25 protein-coding genes and 1 tRNA gene are annotated in these 25,177 nt (G+C 59.9%); 13 read left to right on the top strand and 13 right to left on the bottom strand.

Annotation, left to right across the window (positions count from 1 at the left end; translation table 11 throughout):
• Positions 1 to 13: 13 nt before the first annotated feature.
• Entirely contained in the window at positions 14 to 499 is a 486-nt protein-coding gene (rraA, locus tag ACTG2T_RS10210) for a ribonuclease E activity regulator RraA (RefSeq protein WP_005340678.1), read from the top strand.
• Positions 500 to 769: 270 nt separating this feature from the next.
• Here rraA and ACTG2T_RS10205 read toward each other — a convergent pair whose 3' ends face one another.
• The 3 genes from ACTG2T_RS10205 to ACTG2T_RS10195 all read right to left on the bottom strand — a co-directional run bounded on the left by ACTG2T_RS10205 (position 770) and on the right by ACTG2T_RS10195 (position 3,329).
• Positions 770 to 1,444, bottom strand: coding sequence for a 7-cyano-7-deazaguanine/7-aminomethyl-7-deazaguanine transporter (locus ACTG2T_RS10205; protein ID WP_127007303.1), 675 nt, complete (start codon positions 1,442 to 1,444; stop codon positions 770 to 772).
• Positions 1,445 to 1,603: 159 nt separating this feature from the next.
• Positions 1,604 to 1,891 carry a DUF3630 family protein gene (locus ACTG2T_RS10200; protein ID WP_127007301.1) on the bottom strand — a complete coding sequence of 96 codons (288 nt, stop codon included), beginning with the start codon at positions 1,889 to 1,891 and terminating at the stop codon, positions 1,604 to 1,606.
• Between the two features lie 10 nt (positions 1,892 to 1,901).
• Positions 1,902 to 3,329, bottom strand: a complete 1,428-nt coding sequence (locus ACTG2T_RS10195; protein ID WP_330125279.1) for a protein adenylyltransferase SelO — start codon at positions 3,327 to 3,329, stop codon at positions 1,902 to 1,904.
• A 105-nt stretch (positions 3,330 to 3,434) separates the two neighbouring features.
• On the opposite strand from ACTG2T_RS10195, the gene ACTG2T_RS10190 reads away from it, so the two are divergent.
• A complete protein-coding gene (locus ACTG2T_RS10190; RefSeq protein WP_127007298.1) occupies positions 3,435 to 3,737 on the top strand; it encodes a c-type cytochrome in 303 nt (100 codons plus the stop codon).
• Positions 3,738 to 3,804: 67 nt separating this feature from the next.
• On the opposite strand, the gene recQ is transcribed toward ACTG2T_RS10190, so the two are convergent.
• On the bottom strand, positions 3,805 to 5,640 hold the full coding sequence (gene recQ, locus ACTG2T_RS10185; RefSeq protein ID WP_201975670.1) for an ATP-dependent DNA helicase RecQ: 1,836 nt from the start codon (positions 5,638 to 5,640) through the stop codon (positions 3,805 to 3,807).
• Positions 5,641 to 5,773: 133 nt separating this feature from the next.
• Here recQ and ACTG2T_RS10180 point away from each other — a divergent pair, with 133 nt between their 5' ends.
• Complete coding sequence (locus tag ACTG2T_RS10180) at positions 5,774 to 6,238, top strand: thioesterase family protein (RefSeq protein ID WP_330125280.1); 465 nt, start codon at positions 5,774 to 5,776, stop codon at positions 6,236 to 6,238.
• Positions 6,239 to 6,362: 124 nt separating this feature from the next.
• Positions 6,363 to 6,890, top strand: a complete 528-nt coding sequence (locus ACTG2T_RS10175) for an AbiTii domain-containing protein (RefSeq protein ID WP_005356927.1) — start codon at positions 6,363 to 6,365, stop codon at positions 6,888 to 6,890.
• Positions 6,891 to 7,150: 260 nt separating this feature from the next.
• On the opposite strand, the gene ACTG2T_RS10170 is transcribed toward ACTG2T_RS10175, so the two are convergent.
• From ACTG2T_RS10170 to ACTG2T_RS10130, 9 genes are all read right to left on the bottom strand, one after another.
• Positions 7,151 to 7,227: transfer RNA gene (locus tag ACTG2T_RS10170), tRNA-Pro, on the bottom strand.
• 155 nt (positions 7,228 to 7,382) lie between these two features.
• A complete protein-coding gene (locus tag ACTG2T_RS10165) occupies positions 7,383 to 8,087 on the bottom strand; it encodes an MOSC domain-containing protein (RefSeq protein ID WP_330125281.1) in 705 nt (234 codons plus the stop codon).
• Between the two features lie 45 nt (positions 8,088 to 8,132).
• Complete coding sequence (locus ACTG2T_RS10160) at positions 8,133 to 8,978, bottom strand: ABC transporter permease subunit (protein WP_374880156.1); 846 nt, start codon at positions 8,976 to 8,978, stop codon at positions 8,133 to 8,135.
• Positions 8,975 to 9,880, bottom strand: a complete 906-nt coding sequence (locus ACTG2T_RS10155; RefSeq protein ID WP_005340703.1) for an ABC transporter permease subunit — start codon at positions 9,878 to 9,880, stop codon at positions 8,975 to 8,977. Before ACTG2T_RS10155 ends, ACTG2T_RS10160 begins: the two co-directional genes overlap by 4 nt.
• Complete coding sequence (gene potA / locus ACTG2T_RS10150) at positions 9,877 to 11,031, bottom strand: polyamine ABC transporter ATP-binding protein (RefSeq protein ID WP_005340704.1); 1,155 nt, start codon at positions 11,029 to 11,031, stop codon at positions 9,877 to 9,879. The genes ACTG2T_RS10155 and potA overlap by 4 nt, the downstream gene beginning before the upstream one ends.
• Positions 11,032 to 11,109: 78 nt before the next feature.
• The gene (locus ACTG2T_RS10145; RefSeq protein WP_139733582.1) at positions 11,110 to 12,195 is read right to left on the bottom strand and encodes a polyamine ABC transporter substrate-binding protein; all 1,086 of its coding nucleotides are present in this window, start codon (positions 12,193 to 12,195) and stop codon (positions 11,110 to 11,112) included.
• A 119-nt stretch (positions 12,196 to 12,314) separates the two neighbouring features.
• On the bottom strand, positions 12,315 to 13,412 hold the full coding sequence (locus ACTG2T_RS10140) for an extracellular solute-binding protein (RefSeq protein WP_005340709.1): 1,098 nt from the start codon (positions 13,410 to 13,412) through the stop codon (positions 12,315 to 12,317).
• A 53-nt stretch (positions 13,413 to 13,465) separates the two neighbouring features.
• Positions 13,466 to 14,827 carry an aspartate aminotransferase family protein gene (locus ACTG2T_RS10135; protein ID WP_330125282.1) on the bottom strand — a complete coding sequence of 454 codons (1,362 nt, stop codon included), beginning with the start codon at positions 14,825 to 14,827 and terminating at the stop codon, positions 13,466 to 13,468.
• A 187-nt stretch (positions 14,828 to 15,014) separates the two neighbouring features.
• Positions 15,015 to 16,346, bottom strand: a complete 1,332-nt coding sequence (locus ACTG2T_RS10130; RefSeq protein ID WP_013723370.1) for a glutamine synthetase family protein — start codon at positions 16,344 to 16,346, stop codon at positions 15,015 to 15,017.
• A gap of 480 nt (positions 16,347 to 16,826) precedes the next feature.
• Here ACTG2T_RS10130 and ACTG2T_RS10125 point away from each other — a divergent pair, with 480 nt between their 5' ends.
• From ACTG2T_RS10125 to malZ, 9 genes are all read left to right on the top strand, one after another.
• On the top strand, positions 16,827 to 17,213 hold the full coding sequence (locus ACTG2T_RS10125) for a TraR/DksA family transcriptional regulator (protein WP_005356952.1): 387 nt from the start codon (positions 16,827 to 16,829) through the stop codon (positions 17,211 to 17,213).
• A 147-nt stretch (positions 17,214 to 17,360) separates the two neighbouring features.
• Positions 17,361 to 18,218 carry a hypothetical protein gene (locus tag ACTG2T_RS10120; RefSeq protein WP_330125283.1) on the top strand — a complete coding sequence of 286 codons (858 nt, stop codon included), beginning with the start codon at positions 17,361 to 17,363 and terminating at the stop codon, positions 18,216 to 18,218.
• 62 nt (positions 18,219 to 18,280) lie between these two features.
• Positions 18,281 to 18,727, top strand: a complete 447-nt coding sequence (locus ACTG2T_RS10115) for an Mpo1 family 2-hydroxy fatty acid dioxygenase (RefSeq protein ID WP_330125284.1) — start codon at positions 18,281 to 18,283, stop codon at positions 18,725 to 18,727.
• A gap of 26 nt (positions 18,728 to 18,753) precedes the next feature.
• Complete coding sequence (locus ACTG2T_RS10110; RefSeq protein ID WP_005355485.1) at positions 18,754 to 19,248, top strand: CreA family protein; 495 nt, start codon at positions 18,754 to 18,756, stop codon at positions 19,246 to 19,248.
• Positions 19,249 to 19,322: 74 nt separating this feature from the next.
• Positions 19,323 to 20,312, top strand: a complete 990-nt coding sequence (locus tag ACTG2T_RS10105; RefSeq protein ID WP_005340720.1) for a 2-hydroxyacid dehydrogenase — start codon at positions 19,323 to 19,325, stop codon at positions 20,310 to 20,312.
• A 92-nt stretch (positions 20,313 to 20,404) separates the two neighbouring features.
• Positions 20,405 to 21,766 carry a molecular chaperone gene (yegD, locus tag ACTG2T_RS10100; protein ID WP_330125285.1) on the top strand — a complete coding sequence of 454 codons (1,362 nt, stop codon included), beginning with the start codon at positions 20,405 to 20,407 and terminating at the stop codon, positions 21,764 to 21,766.
• A gap of 165 nt (positions 21,767 to 21,931) precedes the next feature.
• Complete coding sequence (locus ACTG2T_RS10095; RefSeq protein WP_064339147.1) at positions 21,932 to 22,348, top strand: META domain-containing protein; 417 nt, start codon at positions 21,932 to 21,934, stop codon at positions 22,346 to 22,348.
• A 70-nt stretch (positions 22,349 to 22,418) separates the two neighbouring features.
• Positions 22,419 to 23,267, top strand: a complete 849-nt coding sequence (locus ACTG2T_RS10090) for an HDOD domain-containing protein (protein ID WP_064341032.1) — start codon at positions 22,419 to 22,421, stop codon at positions 23,265 to 23,267.
• A 5-nt stretch (positions 23,268 to 23,272) separates the two neighbouring features.
• On the top strand, positions 23,273 to 25,102 hold the full coding sequence (gene malZ, locus ACTG2T_RS10085) for a maltodextrin glucosidase (RefSeq protein ID WP_330125286.1): 1,830 nt from the start codon (positions 23,273 to 23,275) through the stop codon (positions 25,100 to 25,102).
• Positions 25,103 to 25,177 lie beyond the last annotated feature (75 nt).

Genomic DNA, 25,177 nt, shown 5'->3' with positions numbered 1-25,177 from the left:
TGGATTTGACACTATGGAATACAATACTTCTGAACTGTGCGACATCTATCAGGACATGGTGGATGTGCTTGAACCCATGCTCTGCTCCTTCGGCGGCCGCGCCTCTTTCGGCGGCGTCATCACCACCGTCAAATGCTTCGAATCGAATGGCCTGATCCGTGAACTCGTCAAAGAGAACGGACTGGGACGCGTCTTGCTGATCGATGGCGGTGGCTCCATGCGCCGAGCTCTGATCGACAGCGACATCGCCACCACGGCGGCCGAGAACGATTGGGAAGGGATTGTCTGCTACGGCTGCGTCCGCGAAGTCGATATTCTGGAAGATCTGGACATCGGCATTCAGGCACTGGCAGCCATTCCGGTCGGTGCCGACAGCAAGGATGTAGGGGAGACCGATCTGCCGGTCAACTTCGGTGGGGTGACCTTCCTGCCCGACGACCACCTCTACGCCGATACCACAGGGGTGATCCTCTCCCCCGAGGCACTCGATATCGAGTAAGCCACAGACAGCGTGACGACGGGAGCCTTGGCTCCCGTTTTTTATGCCTGCAACTTGCTGAAAAATTACAAAAAAAGAGGGCCAGATAAACTGGCCCTTAACTGGAAGCAATGTGAGCAATGTCGTGCCTTCACAAGAAGTCCATCACGTTGGAACGAATGAAGTCTTTCCCGGAAAACAAGTTAACAATAATCATTCTCATTTAACTAGGCAAGCGCTATTTGCAGAAAGTGCAAAAAAATTGACCACCGCGAAGGGTGGTCAATCTGGTCAGGCTTGCCGGGTGGCCGCTTGCAGGCTGGATAATCCGGCCTCGCCCACCAGCTTGCGGCTGAGGTAGCGCAACAAGACACCGTAGAGCGGCACGAACAAACCAAGGCTTATCAGCAACTTGAATACGTAATCGACGGTTGCGATCTCGACCCAGTGCTCTGCCATGAAAGGATCTGTGGTGCGCCAGAAGGCCACACTGAAGAAAGCGATGGTATCAACCAGATTACCGAACAGGGTGGAGGCCGCTGGCGCAATCCACCACTGCTTGAGCAGACGCAGGCGGTTGAACACCACCACATCCATGAACTGCCCTACCAGATAGGCCATAAAGCTGGCCAGCGCGATACGAGCCACGAACAGGTTGAATTCAGCCAGATGACCAACGCCCTGAAAGCTCCCTTCGAAGAAGAGCACGGAGAGCGCATAGGAGACCGCCAGCGCAGGAAGCATCACGGTCTGGATAATCTTGCGTGCCAGACCGGCACCGAAGATCCGCACCGTCAGGTCAGTGGCCAGGAAGATAAACGGGAAGCTGAACGCGCCCCAGGTGGTATGGAAGCCAAACACGGTGATCGGCAGCTGCACCAGATAGTTGCTGCTGGCAATGATCAGGATGTGGAACAACGACAGGCGAACGAGCGCCGTTTGGTACTGTGCAGGGGTCAAATTCATCTTGTGACCTTTTTGGTTAATGGGGTTAGGGAACCCATATCGCCACCATTGGCGATAATCGAGGGGCGAGATTATACGCCCCCAAACCGATAGTTCAATCTTTATGCGATTACGCTTGTCCAGGTTGGCCAGCGGCAGAGCAGGCCTTGTGGGCGATAGTCACGCCTTGTGCTGTCTGGCGAGCCAGAGCAGCGCCTCCCGATCCGCCGGGCGCACCGCCTCCAGCCAGCAGCCGCTGTAGTGTTCATACTCCAGCCGAAACTGGCTCCCTTCAAACGCCAGCAACCAGCTATGGCGGTCGGCCCCCGCATCCTGCTCGAGCGGCTGCAGCTCCCAATCTCGTAGCAAGGCCTGCGCCAACAGCGGAAACGTGTCCCAGTCGAGTGCAGGGCAAGCCAGCGTCACCACGCCAGCTTCGCTATCTACCTGTTTGATTTGCCAACTCATGCCCAATCTCTCAGCTACTGCAGGAGAGCTCACCACCGCAATACCATACCGGAGTCGGGGTGGCGAGATCCTCATATTCGGGTTGTTCATCAAAGGGGCGCTGCAAGGCGGTGAACAGCCGCTCAAACGGCTGCATATCCCCTGCGTCGGCGGCATCTATCACCTGCTGGGCCAGCGCATTGCGCAGCACATACTTGGGATTGATGCCATCCATCTGCGCCTTGCGCACGGCATCCTCGCTGCCTTCGCGCATTAGCCGCGCCCGATAGCGTTCCAGCCACGCCTGCCAAACACCAGGTTCAGACAACAGGGCCAGCAGAGACGCAGGCCACGCCCCCTCTTGCGTTACCTCACCGAGACGGCGAAGGAACAGGTGGTAATCCACCTTGTGGGCCGCCAGCAACCGGAACAGATCGCGGAACAGCGCCGGGTCATCCTCCTCCCACACTGCCAGCCCGAGTTTGGCCCGCATCAGTTCGGAGTAGTGCAGCATCAGCTGCTGCTCGTACTGGGCCAACGCTGCAGCCAGCTCATCACCGTCTACATGGCCAGCCAGCGCCTGCGCCAGTTTTTGCAGATTCCAGTAACCGACCGCAGGCTGCTGATCCAGCGCGTAGCGGCCCGCAGGGTCCGAGTGGTTGCAGACAAAATCTGGCACATAGGCATCGATAAAGCCGTATGGCCCGTAATCCAGCGTCAGGCCAAGCAGCGACATGTTGTCGGTATTCATTACCCCGTGACAGAACCCCGCCGCCTGCCATTTGGCAATCAACCGCGCGGTGCGGCGCACCACTTCGGTAAACAGTTCGGCACCACTCTCCAGCTCGGGGAAGTGGTGGCGCAGCAGATAGTCGATGAGTGGCGGGATCTTCTCTCCCTGCCCGCTCCAGGCGAAATACTCGATATGACCAAAGCGCAGATGGCTGGGGGCGGTACGCAGCACGGTCGCCCCGGTCTCCACCTGCTCGCGATAAACAGGCTCCTGACTCCCCACCAATACCAGCGCCCGGGTGGTCGGAATGCCGAGGGCATGGAGCGCCTCGGAGGCGAGATATTCGCGGATACTGGAGCGCAGCACGGCGCGGCCGTCACCAAAGCGGGAGAACGGGGTTTTACCCGCCCCCTTCAGGTGCAGATCCCAGCGCTGGCCATCCGGCGCCAGCTGCTCACCCAATAGCAGCGCGCGGCCATCCCCAAGCCAGGGGCTATAACCCCCGAACTGATGGCCGGCATAGACCTGAGCTACCGGCTGCATGCCGGGCAGTAATTTCCCCTCGCCACAGCAGGCAATCCAGTCAGCCTCACTGACGCCTCCCAACCCCAGCTCTGCCAGCAAAGCGCGGTTGAGATGAAGCAACCGGGGTTGCTGCAGCGGCTGGGGGACCACGGGTTCACAGGCCCAAGGCAGCTCGGTCGCAAAAGTGTTGATCAACTTCATGGTTGTGCCATTCGTCCCTGCGTATGCTCGTGTCACTCTTTATACTGCCGTCAGCCATGCTTGCGCTAACTGGCGACCATCATTTTTCAATTCAAGGAGAAGAAGATGCAAAAATGGGTATATGCCCTGCCATTGCTGGCACTGGCGTGGGGTCATCAGGCCAAGGCTACCGATATAGAAGCCGGCAAAGCCAAGGCAGCGGTCTGTGCCGCCTGTCACGGCGTGGAAGGCAAGGCGATGATCCCCAACTATCCCCATCTGGCGGGTCAGAATGCCGCCTATCTGGTGAAACAGTTGAAAGCCTTCAAGGATGGCACCCGCAAAGAGCCCTTGATGGACCCCTTCATGGCGCCGCTGACCGATGCGGATATCGACAATCTGGCCGCCTTCTACGCCAGCCTGAAATAACCTCGCGTCTGACCCCAGGTTCTTCCGAGCCGCGCTTACCGTGGTCGATTAGGCTGCCTAATCGACCCTAACGACGGCAGTAGTCGATGATCAGGTCCATAAAGGCTTCGCCAAAGCGTTCCAGCTTGCGGTGCCCGACACCGTTGATGGCCAGCATCTCGTCTTCGGTCATCGGCATCAGCTGAGCCATCTCCACCAGGGTCGCATCGTTGAACACCACGTAGGGCGGTACCTCTTCATCCTCGGCAATCTGCTTGCGCAGGCCGCGCAACTCCTTGAACAGCCGTTTGTCGTAGTTGGCGTTGTCGAGCAGGCCATTGCGCTTCTCCTTGCGGCTGGAGATAGGCTGCAAGCGGGGTACCGCCAGTTCCAGCTTCACCTCGCCACGCAGCACGGGGCGGGCCGCTTCGGTCAGCTGCAGCACCAGATTGCGGGTGATGTTCTGGGTCAGCAGCCCCTTGTGGATCAGCTGGCGGATCACGCTCATCCAGTATTCGTGGCTCTGATCCTTGCCGATGCCGTAGGTCGAGAGCTTGTCGTGGCCGTGATCCTTGATGCGCTGGTTCAGCGACCCGCGCAGCACCTCCACTACATAACCCACCCCGAAATTCTGCCCCACCCGCCAGACGCAGGAGAGCGCCTTCTGGGCATCTTCGGTGCCATCATAGCTTTTTGGCGGATCGAGGCAGATATCGCAGTTGCCGCACGGCTTGTCGTTGTACTCGCCGAAGTAGTTGAGCAGCACCTGACGGCGGCAGGTCTGGGCCTCGGCAAACGCCGCCATCACGTTAAGCTTGTACTGCTCCACCTGCAACTGCTGGGGATTCTCGATGTTGTCGAGCAGGCGGCGCACCCGACCGATGTCGGCAGGATCGTAGAGCAGCAGCGCCTCGGCGGGAGTGCCATCGCGCCCGGCACGGCCGGTCTCCTGATAGTAGGATTCGATGTTCTTCGGGATGTCGTAGTGCACCACGAAGCGCACATTGGGCTTGTCGATACCCATCCCAAACGCCACCGTCGCCACCACTATCTCGATGTCGTCCTTGAGGAAGGCATCCTGCGTCTGCTGGCGCTGCTCGAGCGGCAGCCCCGCATGATAGGGCGCGGCCTTGCAGCCGTGGCGGGATAGCCGCTCGGCCACCTCCTCCACCCGGTTGCGACTGGAGCAGTAGACGATGCCGCAGTTGCCCTTCTGGCTCTGGACGTAGCGCAGCAGCTGCTCGGCCGCCTTGAACTTCTCCACCAGGCTGTAGCGGATATTGGGGCGATCGAAGCTTGCAGTGTGGATGAAGGGATCGTTGAGTTCCAACCGGTGCAGCATGTCGCTGCGGGTCGCCTCGTCGGCGGTGGCCGTAAGCGCTACCACCGGCACCTGCGGGAACCACTGTTTTAGCCGCCCCAGCGCCGCATACTCAGGCCGGAAATCGTGGCCCCACTGGGAGACGCAGTGCGCCTCATCGATGGCGAACAGCCCGAGCGGCAGCTCGGCCAGCCGATCCATAAACTCGTGCTGCAGCAAGCGCTCGGGGGAGACATAGACCAGCTTGATCTCGCCGCGGCGCATGGCGGCGAAGTTCTGGATCATCTCCTCCCGACTGAGGGCCGAGTTGATGTAGACCGCCGCCACACCGTTGGCGCGCAGGCTGTCAACCTGATCCTTCATCAGGGAGATCAGTGGAGAGACCACCACCCCGAGCCCGGGCCGCAGCAGTGCCGGGATCTGGTAGCAGAGCGACTTGCCGCCGCCAGTGGGCTTGAGCACCAGCGCATCGCGCCCCGCCACGATCTGCTCGATGATCTCGAGCTGACCCGGCCGAAACTGCTGATAGCCGAAGACCGCCTGCAGCAGGGCAAGCGGACTCTCTGACTGAGGATCTGGCAGGGTTTCGGCAATCGCGGTCATGGGCTCTCCTTTGGGGTCGCCATTCTAAAGCAGCCGCCGCCCACAATAAACCTGCCATTGCGACTGTTAAGGAACTGTTGCAGACTGGCTGGAGTTTTTACTCGGCTTTGATGACAAGGATTGGGATCAGAGAATGAAACAGATGCTCAAGAAGATAGCGCTCAGTGGCATTGCCAACCTGTTTGCCGAGAAGATGCCCTTCAACAAGCTGATCGGCATGCAGGTGACCCACTACGACTTCGACAAGGTGGAGTTGCGCATCAAGATGGACGAGAAGCTGATCGGCAACCCCTTCCACAACATCCTGCACGGCGGCGTCACCGCCACGCTGCTGGATGTGGCGGGCGGCATGATCGTCGCCGCATCCTGCATCGACGAGCTGGAGGAGTTCTCCCCCAGCTATCTCAAGGAGCGCTTCGCCCGCCTCGGCACCATAGATCTGCGGGTGGATTACCTGCGCCCAGGACGCGGCAACGAGTTTATCGCCACCGCCCACATCATCCGGGCTGGCAGCAAGGTGGCCGTCGCCCGGATGGAGCTGCACAACGAAGAGGGCACCCACATCGCCTTCGGCACAGGTACCTATCTGGTGGGTTGAACCAAGTTAGTGCATAAAAACCACGCGGCTAATCCACTTTTAATCATTAGATTCCTTACCCCCTCTGGCCGAACAAGGTCCATACTGATAGTCGGGATTGTGTGCAGAGGGAGGATTGCAGGCGATGAGTGCGAAACTGGCCATCAAACCATCCAGAGCCTTGTTGACACAGCTCGAGTCCATGCTCGACGAGGTGCAGACACCCGAGTGTCGCCACTGGTTGGAACAGGAGCTTGAGGGGTATTCTCTCTCCTCACCCTTGCCTTGGTATCGCATCGTTCCCTGTCGGCAACGCGGCCACTTTCTGGATCTGAAAACGGGAAAATATTTGACCTGTCACATCAACAGTCAAACGCTATGCCAACGCGATCTGGCCCAAATTCAGTTCATTTATGCCCGTGAACCCGCCGCCCACTATTTGCTGCAACGCAATTCCGGTATTGAACCCTGGCCAGAACAGCTGCTGGAAGATTATCAGGAGCAGTTGATCCCCGGCCATCTATGCCTGCAAGCCTGGCATGAGCCCGTTATTTCATTACGTGCACAACTGATGGAGGGAATAGAACATTTCATTAGTGAGTACCCCAAGCACGCGGCCTTGCTGCCTCAACACAGTTTCAAGGCTTTGCGGCATCAGCACTGGCATATCTGAGTAAGCGCCTGGCGCGCAAGGAGGGCACCATAGACAAGACCCATAGCGAGATTGCCACAATCTAGAGTGCCGGAGTCAGGATCAGACTCCACCGATGGGCCACCGAGCGGTGGCCCTTTTAATGTTTGTGGTCTTGCTTCGCCCCTGCATACTGCAAGTCAGATCACTTGGCCAGGTAACAGGTCAGCAGCTAAAGAAAATCGGGAAAACAGGAAGGATAAATGCAAAAAGGCCGCTCTATTGAGCGGCCTTTTCAAATTTGGTCGGTGTGAGAGGATTCGAACCTCCGACCCCTTCGTCCCGAACGAAGTGCGCTACCAAGCTGCGCTACACACCGATGTCTGCGGGACGGGAATTTACCGAAAGCCCAGACCCGACACAAGCCTTTTTTGCGTTTGGCAGGAAAAAAAGTGCCGTTCGCTCAACTATTCAGCACTCTTTTCATCCGTTTACCGGGCTGCAGCCAGCTGGTGACATTCCGGCAACCGGCCGTCAGGCCAGGCGCAGGGATGCCGGCCCCAGCAGACGGCGCTGCCAGTCAGCCACAGTGCCATGCTCCAGCCAGTCGGCTGCATGCTGGCGCCAGTTGGGCGAGAGGGCCGGATTTTCCAGCAACAGCAGCAGATCCGCTTCATTGCGCACCTGATTGAACAGGATATCCGCCGTGCGCTTCACCGTCAGTTCGGGATAGGGTCTGTCTACCAGCTCCATGGCCGTATCAAGCGCGATCATGCCCTCCTCCAGCACCCGTAGCAGCCAGCCACAACGGCCATTCAGCTGCATCACCTGGGACATCTGGCCATAGCCAAAGCGCTGGTTGAGCTTGAAGCAGGGGGATCTCGGCTGGCTGATCTGGATCAGCGCCTCGCCGAGTCGATAGACATCGCCAATGCAGGCTTGCGTCTCGGTCAGCCCGATACCGGAGAGGTTCTCGCCAAAGGCGGCAGGTTGCCAGGGTGTACGTGGCGCAGGCAAGTCCAGCGCGGTTTGCCAGGTATGCCACCAGAGATAGTGATCGGCAGGATAGTAGTGGAGCGCCCGATCCGGGCCACCGTGGTGGCGCAGGTCACACTGCTCATCCCCTTCCAGACCGGCAAAGGTACAGCGAACTGGTGCAGAGATCGGTTGCTTGTGAATGGCGCTGGTGAGGCCGGGCACCAGCTCGGTGCCGCGGCCGCTAAAAAGAGAGACCCGCATACTCATCCTCCAGGTTGACGAGAGTAGGCGGATCTTATCATGGCGTCAGACGACGGCCTGCATCTGGGTGGTCATGGCGATCTCGGCACGACGGCGCTTCTCCGCCCTGGCCATCAGATACCAGCTGCCGAAGGTAAAAAGCGATACCGACAACAGGATCAGGCTGGCCACCGCGTTGATCTCGGGTTTCACCCCTAGCCGCACCGCCGAGAAGACCTCCATCGGCAAGGTGGTCGAGCCCGGGCCGGAGACGAAGCTCGCCAGCACCAGATCATCCAGCGACAGGGCGAACGACATCATGCCACCTGCCGCCAGCGAGGGGGCAATCATCGGGATGGTGATCAGGAAGAACACCTTCCACGGCTTGGCGCCAAGATCCATTGCCGCCTCCTCGATGGAGAGATCCAGCTCCCGCAACCGCGCCGACACAACGATCGCCACGTAGGCGGTACAGAAGGTGGTATGGGCGATCCATATGGTCAGCATGCCCCGCTCGGCGGGCCAGCCCACCAGCTGGGCCATCGCCACGAACAGCAGCAACAGCGACAGACCGGTGATCACCTCGGGCATCACCAGCGGCGCCGTCACCATGCCGCCGAACAGGGTGCGACCACGGAAGTGGGGAATTCGGGTCAGCACGAAGGCTGCCACCGTCCCCAGCGCCACCGCGGCGATCGCGGTGTAGAAGGCGATCTCCAGCGAGCGGAACACGGATCCAATCAGCTGCTTGTTGTCGAGCAGGCCGAAGTACCACTTGAGTGACCAACCGCCCCACACCGTCACCAGCTTGGAGGCGTTGAAGGAGTAGACCACCATGATGATCATGGGCAGGTAGATAAACAGCAGCCCCAGCCAGAGCATCAGTTTGGCAAAACCGAAACGCTTCATCATGCCTTGCCCTCCAGCTCTTTGGCCTGGTTACGGTTGAACAGGATGATCGGAATGATCAGCACCGCCAGCATCACCACCGCCAGTGCAGAGGCAACCGGCCAGTCGCGGTTGTTGAAGAACTCCTGCCACAGCACCTTGCCGATCATCAGGGTCTCCGGGCCGCCCAGCATTTCCGGAATAACGAACTCCCCCACCACCGGAATGAACACCAGCATGCAGCCGGCGATGATGCCGTTCTTGGAGAGCGGTACCGTGATCTGCCAGAACCGGGTCAGGTTGCGGGCCCCCAGATCGGAAGCAGCCTCCAGCAGGCTCTGATCGTGTTTGACCAGATTGGCGTAGAGCGGCAGCACCATGAAGGGCAGGTAGGAGTAAACGATGCCGATATAGACCGCCAGGTTGGTGTTGAGGATCTGCAGCGGCTCGTCGATCACCCCGATCCCCAGCAAAACGCTGTTGAGCAGTCCGTTGTTGCTGAGGATCCCCATCCACGCATAGACCCGAATCAAAATCGCGGTCCAGGTCGGCATCATGATCAGCAGCAGCAGAACGGTCTGGGTCTCCTTGTTGGCCCGGGCGATGGAGTAGGCCATAGGATAGCCAATCAGCAGGCAGAGCAAAGTACTGACAAAGGCCATCTTGAGGGAGCCCAGATAGGCCGCGATATAGAGCTCATCCTCCTGCAGCAGCAGGTAGTTGCCCATGTTGAGCAGAATGGTGAGCTGATTGTCGGCCCAGCTCACCACGTCGGTGTAGGGCGGGATCGCCACATCCGCTTCCGCAAAACTGATCTTCACCACGATGACGAAGGGCAGCAGGAAGAAGAGGAACAGCCAGAAGAAGGGGATGCCAATCACCAGTCGGCGCCCCCCGACCCGCTTCAGTCGTTGCAAGAACTTCATGATTGCAGCACCACGCCGCTGTCATCTTCCCAGTAGAGGAACACCTGGTCATCCCAAGTTGGCCGCTTGCCGTGGCGTTCGGCATTGGCGATGAAAGCCTGAACGATTTTGCCCGAGGGCAGCTGAATGTGATAAACCGAGTGACCGCCCAGATAAGCAATGTCATAGACCTCACCCTTGGTCCAGTTGAAGTCCGGGTGCTCGATCTCCTCCGGTTTTTGCAGACTCATCAGCAGTTTTTCCGGCCGCAGGGCATAGGTCACCTTCTTGTTTTCGGCGCGGGAGCTGATGCCGTGGCCCACATAGATGGGCTGCTCCAGATCGGCGCAGGCGATTGTGGCGTGGTCCTGCTCATCCTCCACCAGCAGGCCATCGAACAGGTTGACGTTGCCGATGAACTCGCACACCAGCCGACTGGCCGGGGTCTCGTAGATATCCATCGGGCTGCCGATCTGCTCGATGCAGCCGAGGTGCATGATGGCGATCCGCTCCGCCATAGTCATGGCCTCTTCCTGATCGTGGGTCACCATGACGCAGGTAACCCCGACCCGCTCGATGATCTCTACCAGCTCCAGCTGCATCTTGGAACGCAGCTTCTTGTCGAGCGCCCCCATGGGTTCATCCAGCAGCAGCAACTTGGGACGCTTGGCCAGGGAACGGGCCAGCGCCACCCGCTGGCGCTGGCCACCGGAGAGCTGATGCGGTTTGCGGCGGGCATACTGGGTCATCTGCACCAGCTTGAGCATCTCCTCCACGCGGGCATCGATCTCGGCCTTGGGCAGGCCATCCTGCTTGAGGCCAAAGGCGATGTTTTGGGCCACCGTCATATGGGGGAACAGGGCGTAGGACTGGAACATCATGTTGATGGGGCGTTCATAGGGGGGCATATCGGTGATGTCGACCCCGTCGAGGAACAGCCGCCCCTCGGTCGGGCGCTCGAAACCGGCCAGCATCCGCAGCAGGGTCGATTTGCCGGAACCGGACCCGCCGAGCAGGGCGAAAATCTCCCCCTTGTGAATATTGAGAGATACGTTATCGACCGCCAGCGTTTCGTCGAACTGCTTGCTTACCCGATCAATTTTCACCAGCACTTCTTTGCGCTGCTGACTGCCCTCGAGGGCTTTCTTGTAGGCACTGGAGGCTATCGCCATTACCAAACTCCCCAACGTGATACCGGCCTTGCGGCCGATTCATAAAAGCGATTTGGCGCCCCCGAACGGGCACCAAGGTTAGGTACCGGACTTGATCTTGGTCCAACTCCGGGTGATTAGACGCTGTACCGAGCGGGGATGTGCTTCCTGCACATAGAGTCGCTCCAGCACGGCCTGAGGGGGATAAACCTCCTCATTGTTGCGCACCGCCTCATCCATAAACTCGCCCGCCCTTGAGTTGGGATTCGCGTAGCCCACATAGTCGCTGACCTTGGCGATCACTTCGGGCTGCAGGACGTAGTTGATGAGGGCGTGCGCCTCTTTGACATTGGTGGCATCGGACGGGATCGCCATCATGTCGAACCAGAGATTGCCCCCCTCTTTCGGAATGCTGTAGGCAATTTTCACCCCCTTGCCAGCTTCATCGGCGCGGGCAGCGGCTTGCAGGATGTCGCCGGAAAAACCGGCTGCCACGCAGATGTCGCCATTGGCGAGATCGCCGATGTATTTGGAGGAGTGGAAGTAGGCCACATAGGGCCGCACCTTGAGCAGCAGCGCCTCGGCCTGCTTGATATCCCCCGTCGCATGACTGTTGGGATCGAGTCCGAGGTAGTTGAGGGCAGCAGGGATCATCTCGTCGGCAGAGTCGAGGAAGGCGACGCCGCAGCGAGAGAGTTTCGCCATATTTTCCGGTTCGAAGATAGTGGCCCAGGAGTCAATCTTGTCGACCCCCAGCACCGCCTTGATTTTGTCGACGTTGTAGCCGATGCCGTTGGTCCCCCACAGATAGGGCACCGCGTACTGATGACCTGGATCCACCTTGTCGAGCTGCTTGAGCAGCACGGGATCCAGGTTGTCCAGATTGGGCAGCAGGGATTTATCCAGTTTCTGGAAGGCTCCCGCCTTGATCTGCTTGGCCAGGAAATTATTGGAGGGCACCACCAGATCGTAACCGGTCCGCCCCGTCAGCAACTTGCCTTCCAGGGTCTCGTTGGAGTCAAACACGTCATAGACGGTCTTGATCCCGGTCGCCTGCTGGAAATCGCTGAGGGTGGTCTCGCCGATATAGTCAGACCAGTTGTAGAAGTGCAGCACAGGGGCAGCCTGGGCCACATTCGCCAATCCCATGGTCAGCGCTATGGTTAGCAATCTGGTTGTATTCACGGTGTCAGTTCTCCTGTTTCAGTGGTTGACCGTCTGCGCATCCATTCGCGCGGCCCATCCAGATGGATGGCATCACTACCCTCCCGGCCGAACTGCGGACCGGGAGGGGTATTCGTTACTTACTTGCCGGACTTGATCTTGGTCCAGCTGCGGGTCATCAGACGCTGCACCTTGGCCGGCAGATCCGGGAAGGTGTAGATCTTCTGCAGGGTCGCCGCATCAGGGTAGATACCCGGATCGGTGCGGATCGCCTCATCCACCAGCGGGGTCGCCGCCTTGTTGCCGTTCGGGAACTGCACCACGTTGGTGATATTGGCGATCACCTCGGGCTTCATCAGGTAGTTGATGAAGGTGTGGGCCGCCTCGACGTTCTTGGCATCCGCCGGAATGGCGATCATGTCAAAGAAGCTGCCTGCCCCCTCTTTCGGAATGGTGTAGGTGAGCGCGACGCCATTCTTGGCCTCGGCTGCCCGCGCCTTGGACTGCTGCAAGTCACCGGAGTAACCGACCGCGACGCAGAGGTTGCCGTTGGCCAGATCCGAGATGTACTTGGAGGAGTGGAAATAGGCGGTATAGGGACGGATGGAGAGGAACAGCTCCTCAGCCTTCTTCAGCTCGGCCGGTTTCTGGCTATCCGGTTTGAAGCCCAGATATTGCAGGGCAGCCGGCAGCATTTCGGTCGGTGAATCGAGGAAGGAGACGCCACACTCTTTCAACTTGGCCATGTTCTCCGGCTTGAACACCAGATCCCAGGAGTTGACCGGGGCATCGGCCCCCAGCACGGCTTTCACCTTCTCGGCGTTGTAGGCATAGCCGATGGTGCCCCACAGATAGGGGATGGAGTACTGGTTGCCCGGATCGCTCGGCTCGAGCGCCTTGAGCAGGTCGACATCCATGTTTTGCCAGTTGGAGAGCTTGGACTTGTCCAGTTTCTGGAACACGCCCGCCTTGATCTGCTTGGCCAGGAAGGGGTTGGATGGCACCACGATGTCGTAGCCAGAACTACCCGCCAGCAACTTGGCTTCCAGTACCTCGTTACTGTCGAACACGTCATAAACCACCTTGATCCCCGTCTCCTTCTGGAAGTTATCCAAGGTATCCGGCGCTATGTAGTCGCTCCAGTTGTAGACGTGCAGCACCTTCTCTTCAGCCATTGCTCCGGCACTTGCCATGACCAGAGCCACAGAGGCAGCGATCACTCCTGTTTTGAAAGACATCATCCTTGTCTCCTAAGCAAATTGTATGCGCATGCCAACCTGCCCGACCTGCCTCAACCCTTCAGCTTTGCGGCTGTCAGATCCAGACTGAGCCTGGCCAGATCGACCAATTCATCAACCTGTTCCTCGGTGATGACCAAGGGGGGCGATATGATCATGGTATCGCCTACCGCCCTCATCACCAAGCCATTGTTAAAGCAGAACTCCCGGCAAGTCATCCCCGCATTTGCCTGAGCAGGGAAACGCCGGTTGGTCTGCTTGTCCTCAACGATTTCCAGCGCGGCGACCAATCCTTTGCCTCGGGTTTCTCCCACCAGCGGATGATCGGCCAGCTCCGCCCAGCGGCGCTGCAAATAGGGGCCGATAGTATCATGCACTCGCTTAACTATGCTCTCATTCTGCATAAGCTGGATATTGGCCACCGCCACGGCGCAAGAAACCGGATGACCCGAGTAGGTGAAGCCGTGGTTGAACTCGCCCCCCTCCTCCACCAGCCCCTTGGCAACCCGGTCGCTCACCATGACGGCGCCGAGCGGCAGATAACCGGAGGTGATCCCCTTGGCCAGACACATCAGGTCTGGCTTGATGCCAAACCCTTCGCTGGCAAACCAGTGGCCGGTACGGCCAAAGCCGCAGATCACCTCGTCGGCGATCAGCAAAATGCCGTAGTGATCGCAGATACGCTGGATCTCCGGCCAGTAGCTGTCAGGCGGAATGATGACGCCGCCCGCCCCCTGGATCGGCTCGCCGATAAAGGCAGCCACCTTGTCCACCCCCAGCTCCAGAATCTTCTGCTCCAGCTGACGGGCCCGCTCAAGCCCGAACTCGTGGGCACTCATCCCCTGCCCCTCACCGAAGTGGTAGGGCTGATCGATGTGCACTATGCCGGGAATGGGCAGACCACCCTGGGCATGCATCCCCTTCATGCCGCCCAGACTCGCCCCCGCCACGGTGGAGCCGTGATAGGCGTTATGGCGACTGATGATCACCTGTTTGTCAGGCTGACCCTTGCTGGCCCAGTAGTGGCGCACCATCCGCAACACGGTATCGTTGCACTCGGAGCCGGAGCCGGTGAAGAAGACGTGGTTGAGATGGGCTGGCGTCACCTCGGCCAGCAGGGTCGCCAGCTCGATCACCGGCGGGTGAGCGGTCTGGAAGAAGAGGTTGTAGTAGGGCAACTGCTGCATCTGGCGGGTAGCGGCATCCACCAGCTCCTGGCGGCCATAGCCCATATTGACGCACCACAGGCCCGCCATGCCGTCGAGAATGCGTTTTCCCTCGGAATCCTCCAGATAGACGCCGCTGGCGTTGGTAATGATGCGCGAGCCCTTCTTGTTCAGGGCCTGAAAATCGGTAAAGGGGTGCAGGTGGTGGCTGGCATCCAGCTGTTGCCACTCACGGGTTGTCTGCTGCATTTGTTGCTCCTCGGTTCCTTCGATTTGGCAAGATTCTGTCGTCAAACAGTCAGGTGGGTAGTCAGGCGGGCTTGCATGCTCGCAGCCACAACCACTCACAGGTGGCTGACGCCACCTGACTCGCGTTCCGGTCTCTTCGATACAGGGACCGGGGAGGCCGACTCCGGCCCCCCCGTTACAGGGGGGATCAGACGTTCAGCAGCAGGAACTCCCGCTCCCAGCGACTGATCACCCCGAAGTAGGTCTCGTACTCTTTGCGTTTGACCGCGACGAAGGCGCGGGTGAAGCGCTCACCCAGCATCTCCTTGATGGGCTCGCACTGTTCGAGATGGCTGAGTGCCTCTTCCAGCGAGCGGGGCAGGCTGTAGGGCAGGTCATAGGCGCTCGACTTCATCTCCGGCAGCGGCTCCAGCTTCTCCATCATGCCGAGATAGCCACAAGCCAGAGTGGCGGCCAGCGCCAGATAGGGGTTGGCATCGGCACCGGCGAAGCGGTTCTCCACCCGCCGTGCGCTCGGGTCGGAGAAGGGCACCCGCAGACCACAGGTGCGGTTCTCGACACCCCACTGGACGTTGCGCGGCGCGCTCTCGCCAAAGGTGAGGCGGCGGTAGGAGTTGACGTTGGGGGCCAGCAGGGCGGTCACCGCCGGGGTGTATTTCTGCAGACCGGCGATAAAGTGCATGAACTGTTCGCTGTTGCCGCCGTTCGGGGTACCGAACAGGTTGTGGCCGTTCACATCTTCCAGACTCTGGTGGATGTGCATGGCCGACCCCGGTTCGTCGCTCATCGGCTTGGCCATAAAGGTGGCATAGATGCCGTGGCGGTGTGCGGCCTCACGCATGGTGCGCTTGAACAGGAACACCTGATCCGCCAGATCGATGGCATCACCATGCAGGAAGTTGATCTCCATCTGGGCGGCGCCCGACTCGTGGATCAGGGTGTCCACCTCCAGCTCCTGCGCCTCGCAGTAGTCATACATGTCTTCAAAGATGGGGTCGAACTCGTTGACCGCATCGATACTGAACGACTGGCGGGCGGTCTCAGGGCGGCCGTTGCGACCGACCGGCGGCACCAGCGGATAGTCGGGGTCCTCGTTGCGGGTGACCAGATAGAATTCCAGCTCGGGCGCCACCACCGGCTTCCAGCCCTGCTTCTCGTAAAATGACAGAACCCGACGCAGCACGGAGCGCGGCGCGATGTCGATCAGCTTGCCGTTGACGTCGAAACAGTCGTGGATCACCTGTGCAGTGGGCTCCAGCGCCCAGGGGACAAAACGGATGGTGTTGGGGTCGGGATAGAGCTGCATGTCCCGCTCCAGCGGGTCGATCATGCTGTCGTCATCCGGATATTCGCCGGTCACCGTCTGGGTGAAAATCACCTCGGGCAGACGCATGCCCCCTTCGCGCAAAAACTTGTTGGCTGGGATGATCTTGCCCCGGGCGTTGCCGGTGAAATCCGGGAACAGACACTCCACTTCCGTGATGCGATTGCTCTCCATCCAGCCTTTGATACTGTCCATGTTAAACCCCGACTTTACGGTTGCCATTGGCAAGGGTGTCTAATATATGGAACACCCTTGTTATAAAAATGTAATCAACATCACCATAAAAGCCCGCCATCAAGGGCAATGTCAAGCGGGCGTGTTTAAAAAACTATAAATAACGGCGCATATAATGACCAAGGCGGCACCAAATACTAAACACTCAAATCCGTACGAAGCCCACCCTTCTCATCGTTGCAAAGGCGATGCCAACAGAGGGTGAAGCGGACGCCAGATCCCGGCCAATCCCCCGCAGGAACGGACCATTTTTTTGCAAGGGCGCACAATCCTTATCCTATTTGCTTTGCTTGGCTGCTTTTTTTTGGTACAAGGCCCGCCCTGATTTGCACTCTCTTGCATGAAACAGGTGCAAATCGGGATACAAGGGCTTGGTCTGTAGGCAGACAGCCCCCATAAACAGGGATAATTGGGTTAGTAAACTGACTGGTAGTTAATCGTATGTGTGATTTCATGACTGAAGACCAACTGGCCTTTTACAAGGGGCAGATCGAGCGACAGATCGTCGAGCTCGAAGAGCGCCTGAACTCCCAGGCCAGCCAGGCCATCGCCACCGACACCAACGAGATGGCTGATGAAATTGACCGTGCCAGTATCGAGGAAGCCCGCCGTCTGGAGCTGAACCGCATCGAGCACGACAAGCTGCACCTGCGCAAGCTGCGGGGCGCATTGAAGCGCATCAGCGAAGGGGATTTTGGTTACTGCGAATCTTGCGGTGACGAGATCTCCCTCAAGCGGCTGCATGCCCGTCCGGAATCCCGTTTCTGCGTCGAATGCCAGAGCACCAAGGAATTTAACGATACCCACGTGTTCCGTCGCGTCGCCTGATTCTTCGAAGAACCGTCACCATTCTGGTGCAACAGACGCCAGCAAGGCAGGGCCCCGCGCTCAAACCTTGCACAACGCCTCGCAGCAAGATGGTGACAAGTTCTGTTAGACTCCGGACACCTTCCGGAATCTACAGGAGAACAGAGAGTGAAATGGCTCATCAAGCTGTGTTTGTGCCTGCCACTGCTGGCACAAGCACAGGTTCTGACGGTCAAGGTCCCCAGCCGTCCCGTCAACAATCTTGACCAGGAGTACCAGTACAAGCTGCTGGAACTGGCCCTGACCCGCTCCGGGCAACCCTTTCGTATCCAGCCTGTCGAACTCGACCTCAACCAGTTCACCCTCCAGCAGCAGCTGAGCAAGGGCAAGTCCATCAATGTCTTCTGGATGGGCACCTCCAGCACACTCGAATCCTCCCTGATTGCCGTCCCCATTCCGCTGTTTCGCGGGCTGGAAGGATTGCGGCTGTCCTTCATCCACGCAGATGCCCAGGAGAAGTTCAACCAGATCAATACCCTGGCCGACCTCAAACAGCTGAAGGCGGCGCAAGGGGTCGGTTGGGCCGATAACAAAATTCTGGAAAATGCGGGCATCCCGACCTTCTCCGGCCGATACAGCAGCCTGTTTCGCCTTATCAACGACGGCGACAAGATCGACTTCTTCCCGCGCGCCCTGGTGGAGATCTTCGCCGAGCGCAGCGAGCTGATGGCGCAGTATCCCAACCTCGCCATCGAGCAGCATCTGCTGATCCGCTACCCCTTCGCCCAGTTCTTCTTCGTCAGCCCCGAATACCCCAAGCTGGCCAAGGCGATTCAGACCGGGCTGGAGCGGGCCTATGCCGATGGCAGTTTTATGAAGTTCTTCAATGACAACCCCAAGATCCGCGAAGCGCTCGCCAGCGCCAACCTCGATCAGCGGGTCACCATCGCCCTGCCCAATCCTGATATGACCCCGTTGCTAAAATCCATTCCGGCCCAATATTGGGAGTATCCACCGCAGGGATAAGCATCCCGAGTGCCTGACCATGAGGGTCGGGAAGCGAGAACACAGTGCGCCAGGGAGGTGCCATGAAGGGAATCCAGGAGTGGTTTGCGCAGTACGGCCAGAGTCATTGCCATCCGACAAACGTCGCCATCCACAAACTGGCGGTGCCGGGCATCTATCTCTGCTCGCTGGCGCTGCTCTGGTGTCTGCCACACGGGCCCTTGCCAGAGCCCCTCAACTGGGCGGCAGTGGCAGCCATTCCAGTGCTGCTGTTCTATCTGCAGCTGTCGTTTTCGCTGTTCGCGGGGATGGCCGGGCTGACCGCGCTCGGGCTGGCCTTCTGCCACCAATGGCAGGGGCCGCTGTTGTGGCCCGCCGTGGCAGCGTTCGTGCTGCTCTGGATAGCCCAGTTTGTCGGCCACAAGATCGAGGGCAAGCGCCCCTCCTTCCTCGCCGACCTGCAATTTCTGCTGATAGGCCCCGCCTGGGTGCTTGCCAGCCTCTATCGTCGCCTGGGCATTCCCTATTGAGGAATGCCGGGCCAACAGGAGAGACCATGACACATAACCACACGCGACATAATGCCCTGCGCCGCGCCCTGCCCCTGCTGCTGGGGGCCCTGTTTGCCGGCCCGGCACTGGCCGACAAGGCCGACCCGGTCGGTGAAGTGAGCACCGCCTTCAAGCTATTTGGCCCCAACCACAAGATCCTGGTGGAGGCGTTCGACGACCCGCGCATCGACGGCGTCGCCTGCTATCTGGCGCGCCCCAAGACCGGTGGTGTAAAAGGCGGGCTGGGACTGGCGGAAGATCCCTCCCACGCCTCCCTGTCGTGCCACCAGATCGGCCCCATCACCCTGCCCGAAAAGCTGAAAGCGGGGGAAGAGGTGTTCGATGTCAGCACCTCGCTGGTGTTCAAGGAGCAGAAAGTGGTGCGTTTTTACGACAAGAAACGCAATGCACTGGTTTACCTGACCTACAGCACCAAACTGGTGGATGGTTCTTACAAGAGTGCAGTCAGCGCCGTTCCCATTATGCCGTGGGGACAATAACCAGCCGGTTTGTCCGGTGATAGCTGACCCATTTTGTTGTAATTTGACGACACACACGCTGCGGAGCACATACCATGAAAGTCGCCGTATTCAGTACCAAGAGCTATGACAAAGAGCATTTCAACCAGGCCAACAGCCAGTACGGCTTCGACCTGGAGTTTTTCGATGTGCGGCTGGAGGCCAAAACGGCCCGACTGGCTCACGGCTTCCCGGTGGTGTGTCTGTTCGTCAATGACGATGCCGACCGCGAGGTATTGACCGAACTGGCTGCCAACGGCACCCAGGTGATTGCCCTGCGCTGCGCCGGTTACAACAACGTGGATCTGGCCGCAGCCAAAGAGCTGGGGCTGAAAGTGGTGCGGGTGCCCGCCTACTCCCCCGAGGCGACCGCCGAGCATGCTGTCGGCATGATGATGTGCCTCAACCGCCGCATCCATAAGGCTTATCAGCGCACCCGCGACGCCAACTTCTCGCTGGAAGGGCTGGTCGGCTTCAACATGCATGGCAAGACCGTTGGCGTCATCGGCACCGGCAAGATCGGTCTGGCTGCCCTGCGCATCCTCAAGGGCTTCGGGGTTCGCCTGCTGGTCAACGATCCTTACCAGAATCCGGCAGCCATCGAGCTGGGAGCCGAGTACGTGGATCTCGATACCCTGTTCCGCCAATCCGACATCATCAGCCTGCACTGCCCGCTGTTCAAAGAGAACTACCACCTGTTGAACAAGGAGGCATTCGCCAAGATGAAGGACGGGGTGATGATCATCAACACCAGTCGTGGCGGCCTGCTCGATTCCAACGCGGCCATCGAGGCACTCAAAACCTCCCGTATCGGTGCTCTGGGGCTGGACGTCTACGAAGAGGAAGAGGATCTCTTCTTCTCCGACAAGTCCAACGAAGTGATCACCGATGACGTGTTCCGCCGCCTGTCTGCCTGCCACAACGTGCTGTTCACCGGCCATCAGGCGTTCCTGACCCGCGAGGCGCTGCACGCCATCGCCGATACCACCCTCGGCAATATCCGCGCCATCGAGAGCCAGGGCCGCTGCGACAACGAAGTGGAATAGGGGCTCGCCCTCTCTTCGTCACGCGCCGGGTTGTGAGACCCGGCGCCTTCGGGTAGGCTAGCCCCCCTTTTTTATTCAGGAGTCTGGCGCCCATGTTTATCGGATTTGATTACGGCACCTCCAACTGTGCCGTGGCCGTGATGGAACAAGGTAGCCCCAGGCTGCTGAATCTTGGTGCATCCCACTATCTCCCCTCCACCCTGCATGCCCCCCACCGGGATGCTATCGCCGGTCTGTTGGCCGAAGGGCTGGCCCCCGCCCAGCAGGCGGAGTACCTCAAGCTGCGTGGCCCCGTGGTCACCCGCGCCCAGATGGTTCGCCGCCAGATGCGCGAAGAGGGACTGATCGACGAGCTGAGCTTTGGCGGTGCCGCGCTGGAGCGCTATCTGGAAGAGCCGGACGACGGCTACTACATCAAATCGCCGAAATCCTTCCTCGGTGCCTATGGCCTCAAGGCCCCCCAGATCGCCCTGTTTGAAGACATCGTCTGCGCCATGATGCTCCATGTCCGCCAGCAGGCGGAGCAGCAGCTCGGCGCCCCGATCCGCCAGGCGGTGATCGGCCGACCGGTCAACTTCCAGGGTCTGGCGGGGGAAGAGAGCAACCAGCAAGCTATCGCCATCCTGACCGAGGCGGCCCGTCTGGCCGGTTTCGAGCAGGTGGAGTTCCTCTACGAGCCGGTGGCCGCCGGGTTTGAATTCGAGGCGCGCCTCACCGAAGACGCCGTGGTGCTGGTGGTGGATATCGGCGGCGGTACCACCGACTGCTCCATGCTGCGGATGGGTCCCAGCTACCGCGATCAGCTGGATCGCAGCGGCGATCTGCTCGGCCACAGCGGCCAGCGGATCGGCGGCAACGACTTCGACATCCGCCTGACGGTGGAGGGGATGATGCCGCTACTCGGCATGCACGAGACCCTCAAGACCGGCAAGCCGCTGCCCCACCCGCTGTTCTGGGATGCGGCCGCCATCAACGACGTCAGCGCCCAGAGCCGCTTCTACAGCCTCGACACCGCCCGCCAGCTGCAGGACCTGCAGCTCGACAGCCAACCCGGCAGCAAGCTGGGTCGTCTGGCCAGCCTGCGGGCCCACAAGCTGAGCCACCAGCTGGTGTGGCGTGCCGAGCAGGGCAAGATCGCCCTCTCGGAGCAGGAACTCAATCGCCAGTCGCTGGCCGAGCTGGAAAAAGGGCTGGAAGCCGAACTGACCCGCGAACAGCTGGCTAACGCATCGACCCTGCTGCTGGAGAAAATTGGCGAGCTGATGGACGAAGCGATTGCCGCCGCCGGTGTGCAGCCGGATCGCATCTTCGTCACCGGTGGTAGCGCCCGCTCGCCGCTGATCGCCAGCTTTATCCGCCAGAAGCTCCCGTCCATCCCGCTTGAGGGTGGCGATGACTTCGGCTCGGTGGCCGCCGGTCTCGCCCGTTATGCCGAGCGGCTGTTCGCCAACTGAGCCCTGAGATAGCGTAAATCGATGGCAACATCACCCGTGTGTTGCCATTAAGCGACAGTCGTGCGGGACAAGGGACGACAGAAGCGGTCGGTCGTCCCCTCTCCCGCCCTGCTCCCGACTGCCTAAAAAGGGTATTCTTGACGCTCCCCCAACCGGAGCCCCCTCATGCCCAGATTGCCCTTTTTGCTGATCCCCCTGTTACTGCTCGCTGGCTGCAGCTCGACCGCCTTTGTTCAGCAAGATCTGCAACACCACCACTGGGTACTGAGCAAACTGGATGGCCAGCCGATCGAGGCCCCCCGCGACAATCCCCCCGATTTCGAGATCGGCGAGCACTTCACCGTCAACGGCATCGCCGGTTGCAACCGCTACTTCGGTCAGGGCCATCTGGAAGATGACAAACTGTGGGTCACCAGTCTGGGCAGCACCGAAATGGCCTGCATGCCGCCGCTCGACACTATCGAACAAGCTGTACTGACCACCCTTACCGAGGGGGCGACCTTGAGCGGTACCAGTCAGAACCTGATCCTGCAGGGCAAACAGCACCGTTTGGAATACACCTTGCGCGACTGGGTGTTCTAGCGCTCACAAAGCCGCATCACAAACAGGAACATGTTGTCCGGCTGTGGCACAATATGAGGCAGAGTTCGCAATGGAGGCTGCCTCAGCCATGTCGATGGATCGCCTGTTTGACAAGATCAAACAACTCCCCACTATTCCCAAGCTGCTGCACGAGTTGATGCAGAGCTTCAACGACGAGAATGCCCGCATCGACGAGATTGCGGCCAAGATCGCCATGGATCAGGTGATCAGCGTCAAGGTGCTGCGGATGGCCAACTCGGCCGCCCTGCGCCGGGGCAACGAAGTGACCTCCATCGAACAGGCGGTGATCCGGCTCGGCTTCAACCGGCTGCGCTCCGTGGTGGTCGCCTCCGGCATCATCGGCACCTTCAAGGCCCCGCCCAGCTTCGACAAGAACAAGTTCTGGACCGAGACCTTCCAGGTCGCCACCATCGCCAAAACGCTGGCCCAGGAGGCCAAGGTGATGGATCCCGAGACCGCCTTCACCTGCGCTCTGATCCACAACATCGGCGAACTGCTTATCCAGAGCACCTTGCCGGAAGAGGCCGAGCTCATCAACATGGCGATCCAGAACGGCAGCAGCCGGGTCGAGGCACAGCGGGAGATGCTGGGTTACGACTACGCCCAGCTCGGTGCCGAGCTGGCGCGGCGCTGGAACCTCTCCGAGGCCTTCGTCGATGCCATCTCCCAACAGCTTGACCCGCTCTCCCACGACCCGGTCAGCAAGGAGGCGGTGCTGATCCGTCTGGCGGTCTTTATCTCCTTCGCCTGGAACGCGGGCGTGCCTGCCCAGGCCATCATCGCCCGCTTCCCCAAGCCGCTCGCCGACCAGTTGGGACTGGATCCCAAGTCGCTGGCAGGCCAGCTCGAAACACTGCATGAACAGGGTAATGCCCTCGCCGATCTTCTGACTCAATAAGCATCATGACCCATCCGTTTCTGTTTCATCCCCAGGTGGCGCCCTGGTTCAAAGAGAGCGCCGACGCACTGCAATTGACTCTTTTTAGCGAGCTGGATGCGCCAATCCGCGAGGTGTGGCTGCGCCACGAGCCGGATAACGAGGAATACCTGATCCCGATGACAGCGGTCTCCACCCGCGATCGGCTGCAGGTGTGGCAGGCGGCCCTGCCGCTCATCAAAGGACAAGATATCCACCTCTACAGCTTCAAGTGCCTCACCGACGAGGAGCAGTGGTGGCTGCACGGGGCGGGCGTCAGCGCGTCCATGCCGCCACGGGAACAGCATTTTCGCTTCAACAGCCTGCACCAGCCACCGGCCTGGGTGCAGGATCAGGTGTTCTACCAGATCTTCCCCGACCGCTTCTGCAACGGCGATCCGTCGCTGAGCGTCAAGCATCACGAGTACGAGTACCGTGGCAAGGCTGTGATCAGCAAGGCGTGGGGCGAGCCGGTCAGTCGCCACGAAGAGGGCCACGGCGCCTGCGAATTTTACGGCGGCGATCTGGCAGGCATCGATGCCAAGCTGCACTACCTGCAATCTCTCGGGGTGACGGCGCTCTACCTCAACCCCATCTTCGATTCGCCGAGCAACCACAAGTACGACACCCAGGACTACTTCAAGGTGGACGCCCACCTCGGCAGCAACGAGCAGTTCGCCGAGCTGACCCGCAACCTGCACCAGCGCGGCATGAAGATCATTCTTGATGCGGTGGTCAACCACACCTCTACCGAGCACCCCTGGTTCTGCCCGCCACTGGGAGCCCAGAGCAATCCGGACTCCCCGTGGCGCAGCTTCTACACCTTTGATAAAGAAGGGGATTACGTCAGCTGGAAGGGCATTCGCAGCCTGCCCAAGCTCGACTTCTCCTGCGAGAAGGTGCAAGACGCCGTCTATCGGGCCGACGACGCCATCCTCCGTTACTGGATGCGCGCCCCCTACCAGATCGATGGCTGGCGCTTTGACGTCATCCACATGCTGGGCGAGCGCGGCACCGCCGAGGGTAACCGCAGTCACGTGCGAGCCATTCGCGGGGCAGTGAAGCAGGAGAACCCGGATGCCTATGTGCTCGGCGAACACTTCTTCGAGGCGAGCCAGTGGCTGCAAGGGGATCAGGAGGACGGCGCCATGAACTACTATGGCTTCGCTCACCCGATCCGCGCCTTCCTGGCGGGGCAGGATATCGCCTACCACCCCATCAAGATCAGCGCTGAAGAGCTGGATCGCTGGCTCAAGCTGGCGCGGGCCCACATCCCGTTCAAGAACCAGCTGGCCCAGTTCAACCTGCTGGACAGCCACGACACCGCCCGTTTCCTCCATCTTCTGGGTGAAGACAAACAGCGGATGCAGCTGGCCGCCACCCTGCTGCTCACCTATATCGGCGTGCCGTCCATCTACTACGGCGATGAAGTGGGGCTCTCCGGCGGCAACGATCCGGACTGCCGCCGCTGCTTCCCGTGGGATACCACAGACTGGGATCACGTGCTGCACGACCACTATCGCCGGCTGATCCAGATCCGCCGCCAGCGCCCCTCCCTGCGCCGTGGCGATATCCAGACCCTCTACGCCGGGCCCCACAGCTATGTGTTCGCCCGTACCCTGCAAAGCGATCAGGTGGTAGTAGCCTGCAACCGCCACCCGAGCGAGCCGCGCACCATCAGCCTGCCCCTGTGGCAGACCGCCAGCCCTGCCAGCCGCTTCACCGACGCCTTCAACGGTGAGAAGTTTGAAGTGGTGCAGGGCGAGGTGCAGCTCACCATCCCCGCCAACTCGGCCCGGGTGCTGATCTCCAGCTGAGCGGGCAACTTACGCGCTGAAAAGCAAAACCGGAGCCCAAGGCTCCGGTTTTTTATTCCGTTCAATCCACCATGA

The organism is Aeromonas sp. 75A, from assembly GCF_051919425.1.
Classification (GTDB): Bacteria; Pseudomonadota; Gammaproteobacteria; order Enterobacterales; family Aeromonadaceae; genus Aeromonas; species Aeromonas veronii.
The sequence above is the reverse complement of the archived record's forward strand: the minus strand, read 5'-3'. Positions and strand labels throughout refer to the sequence as shown.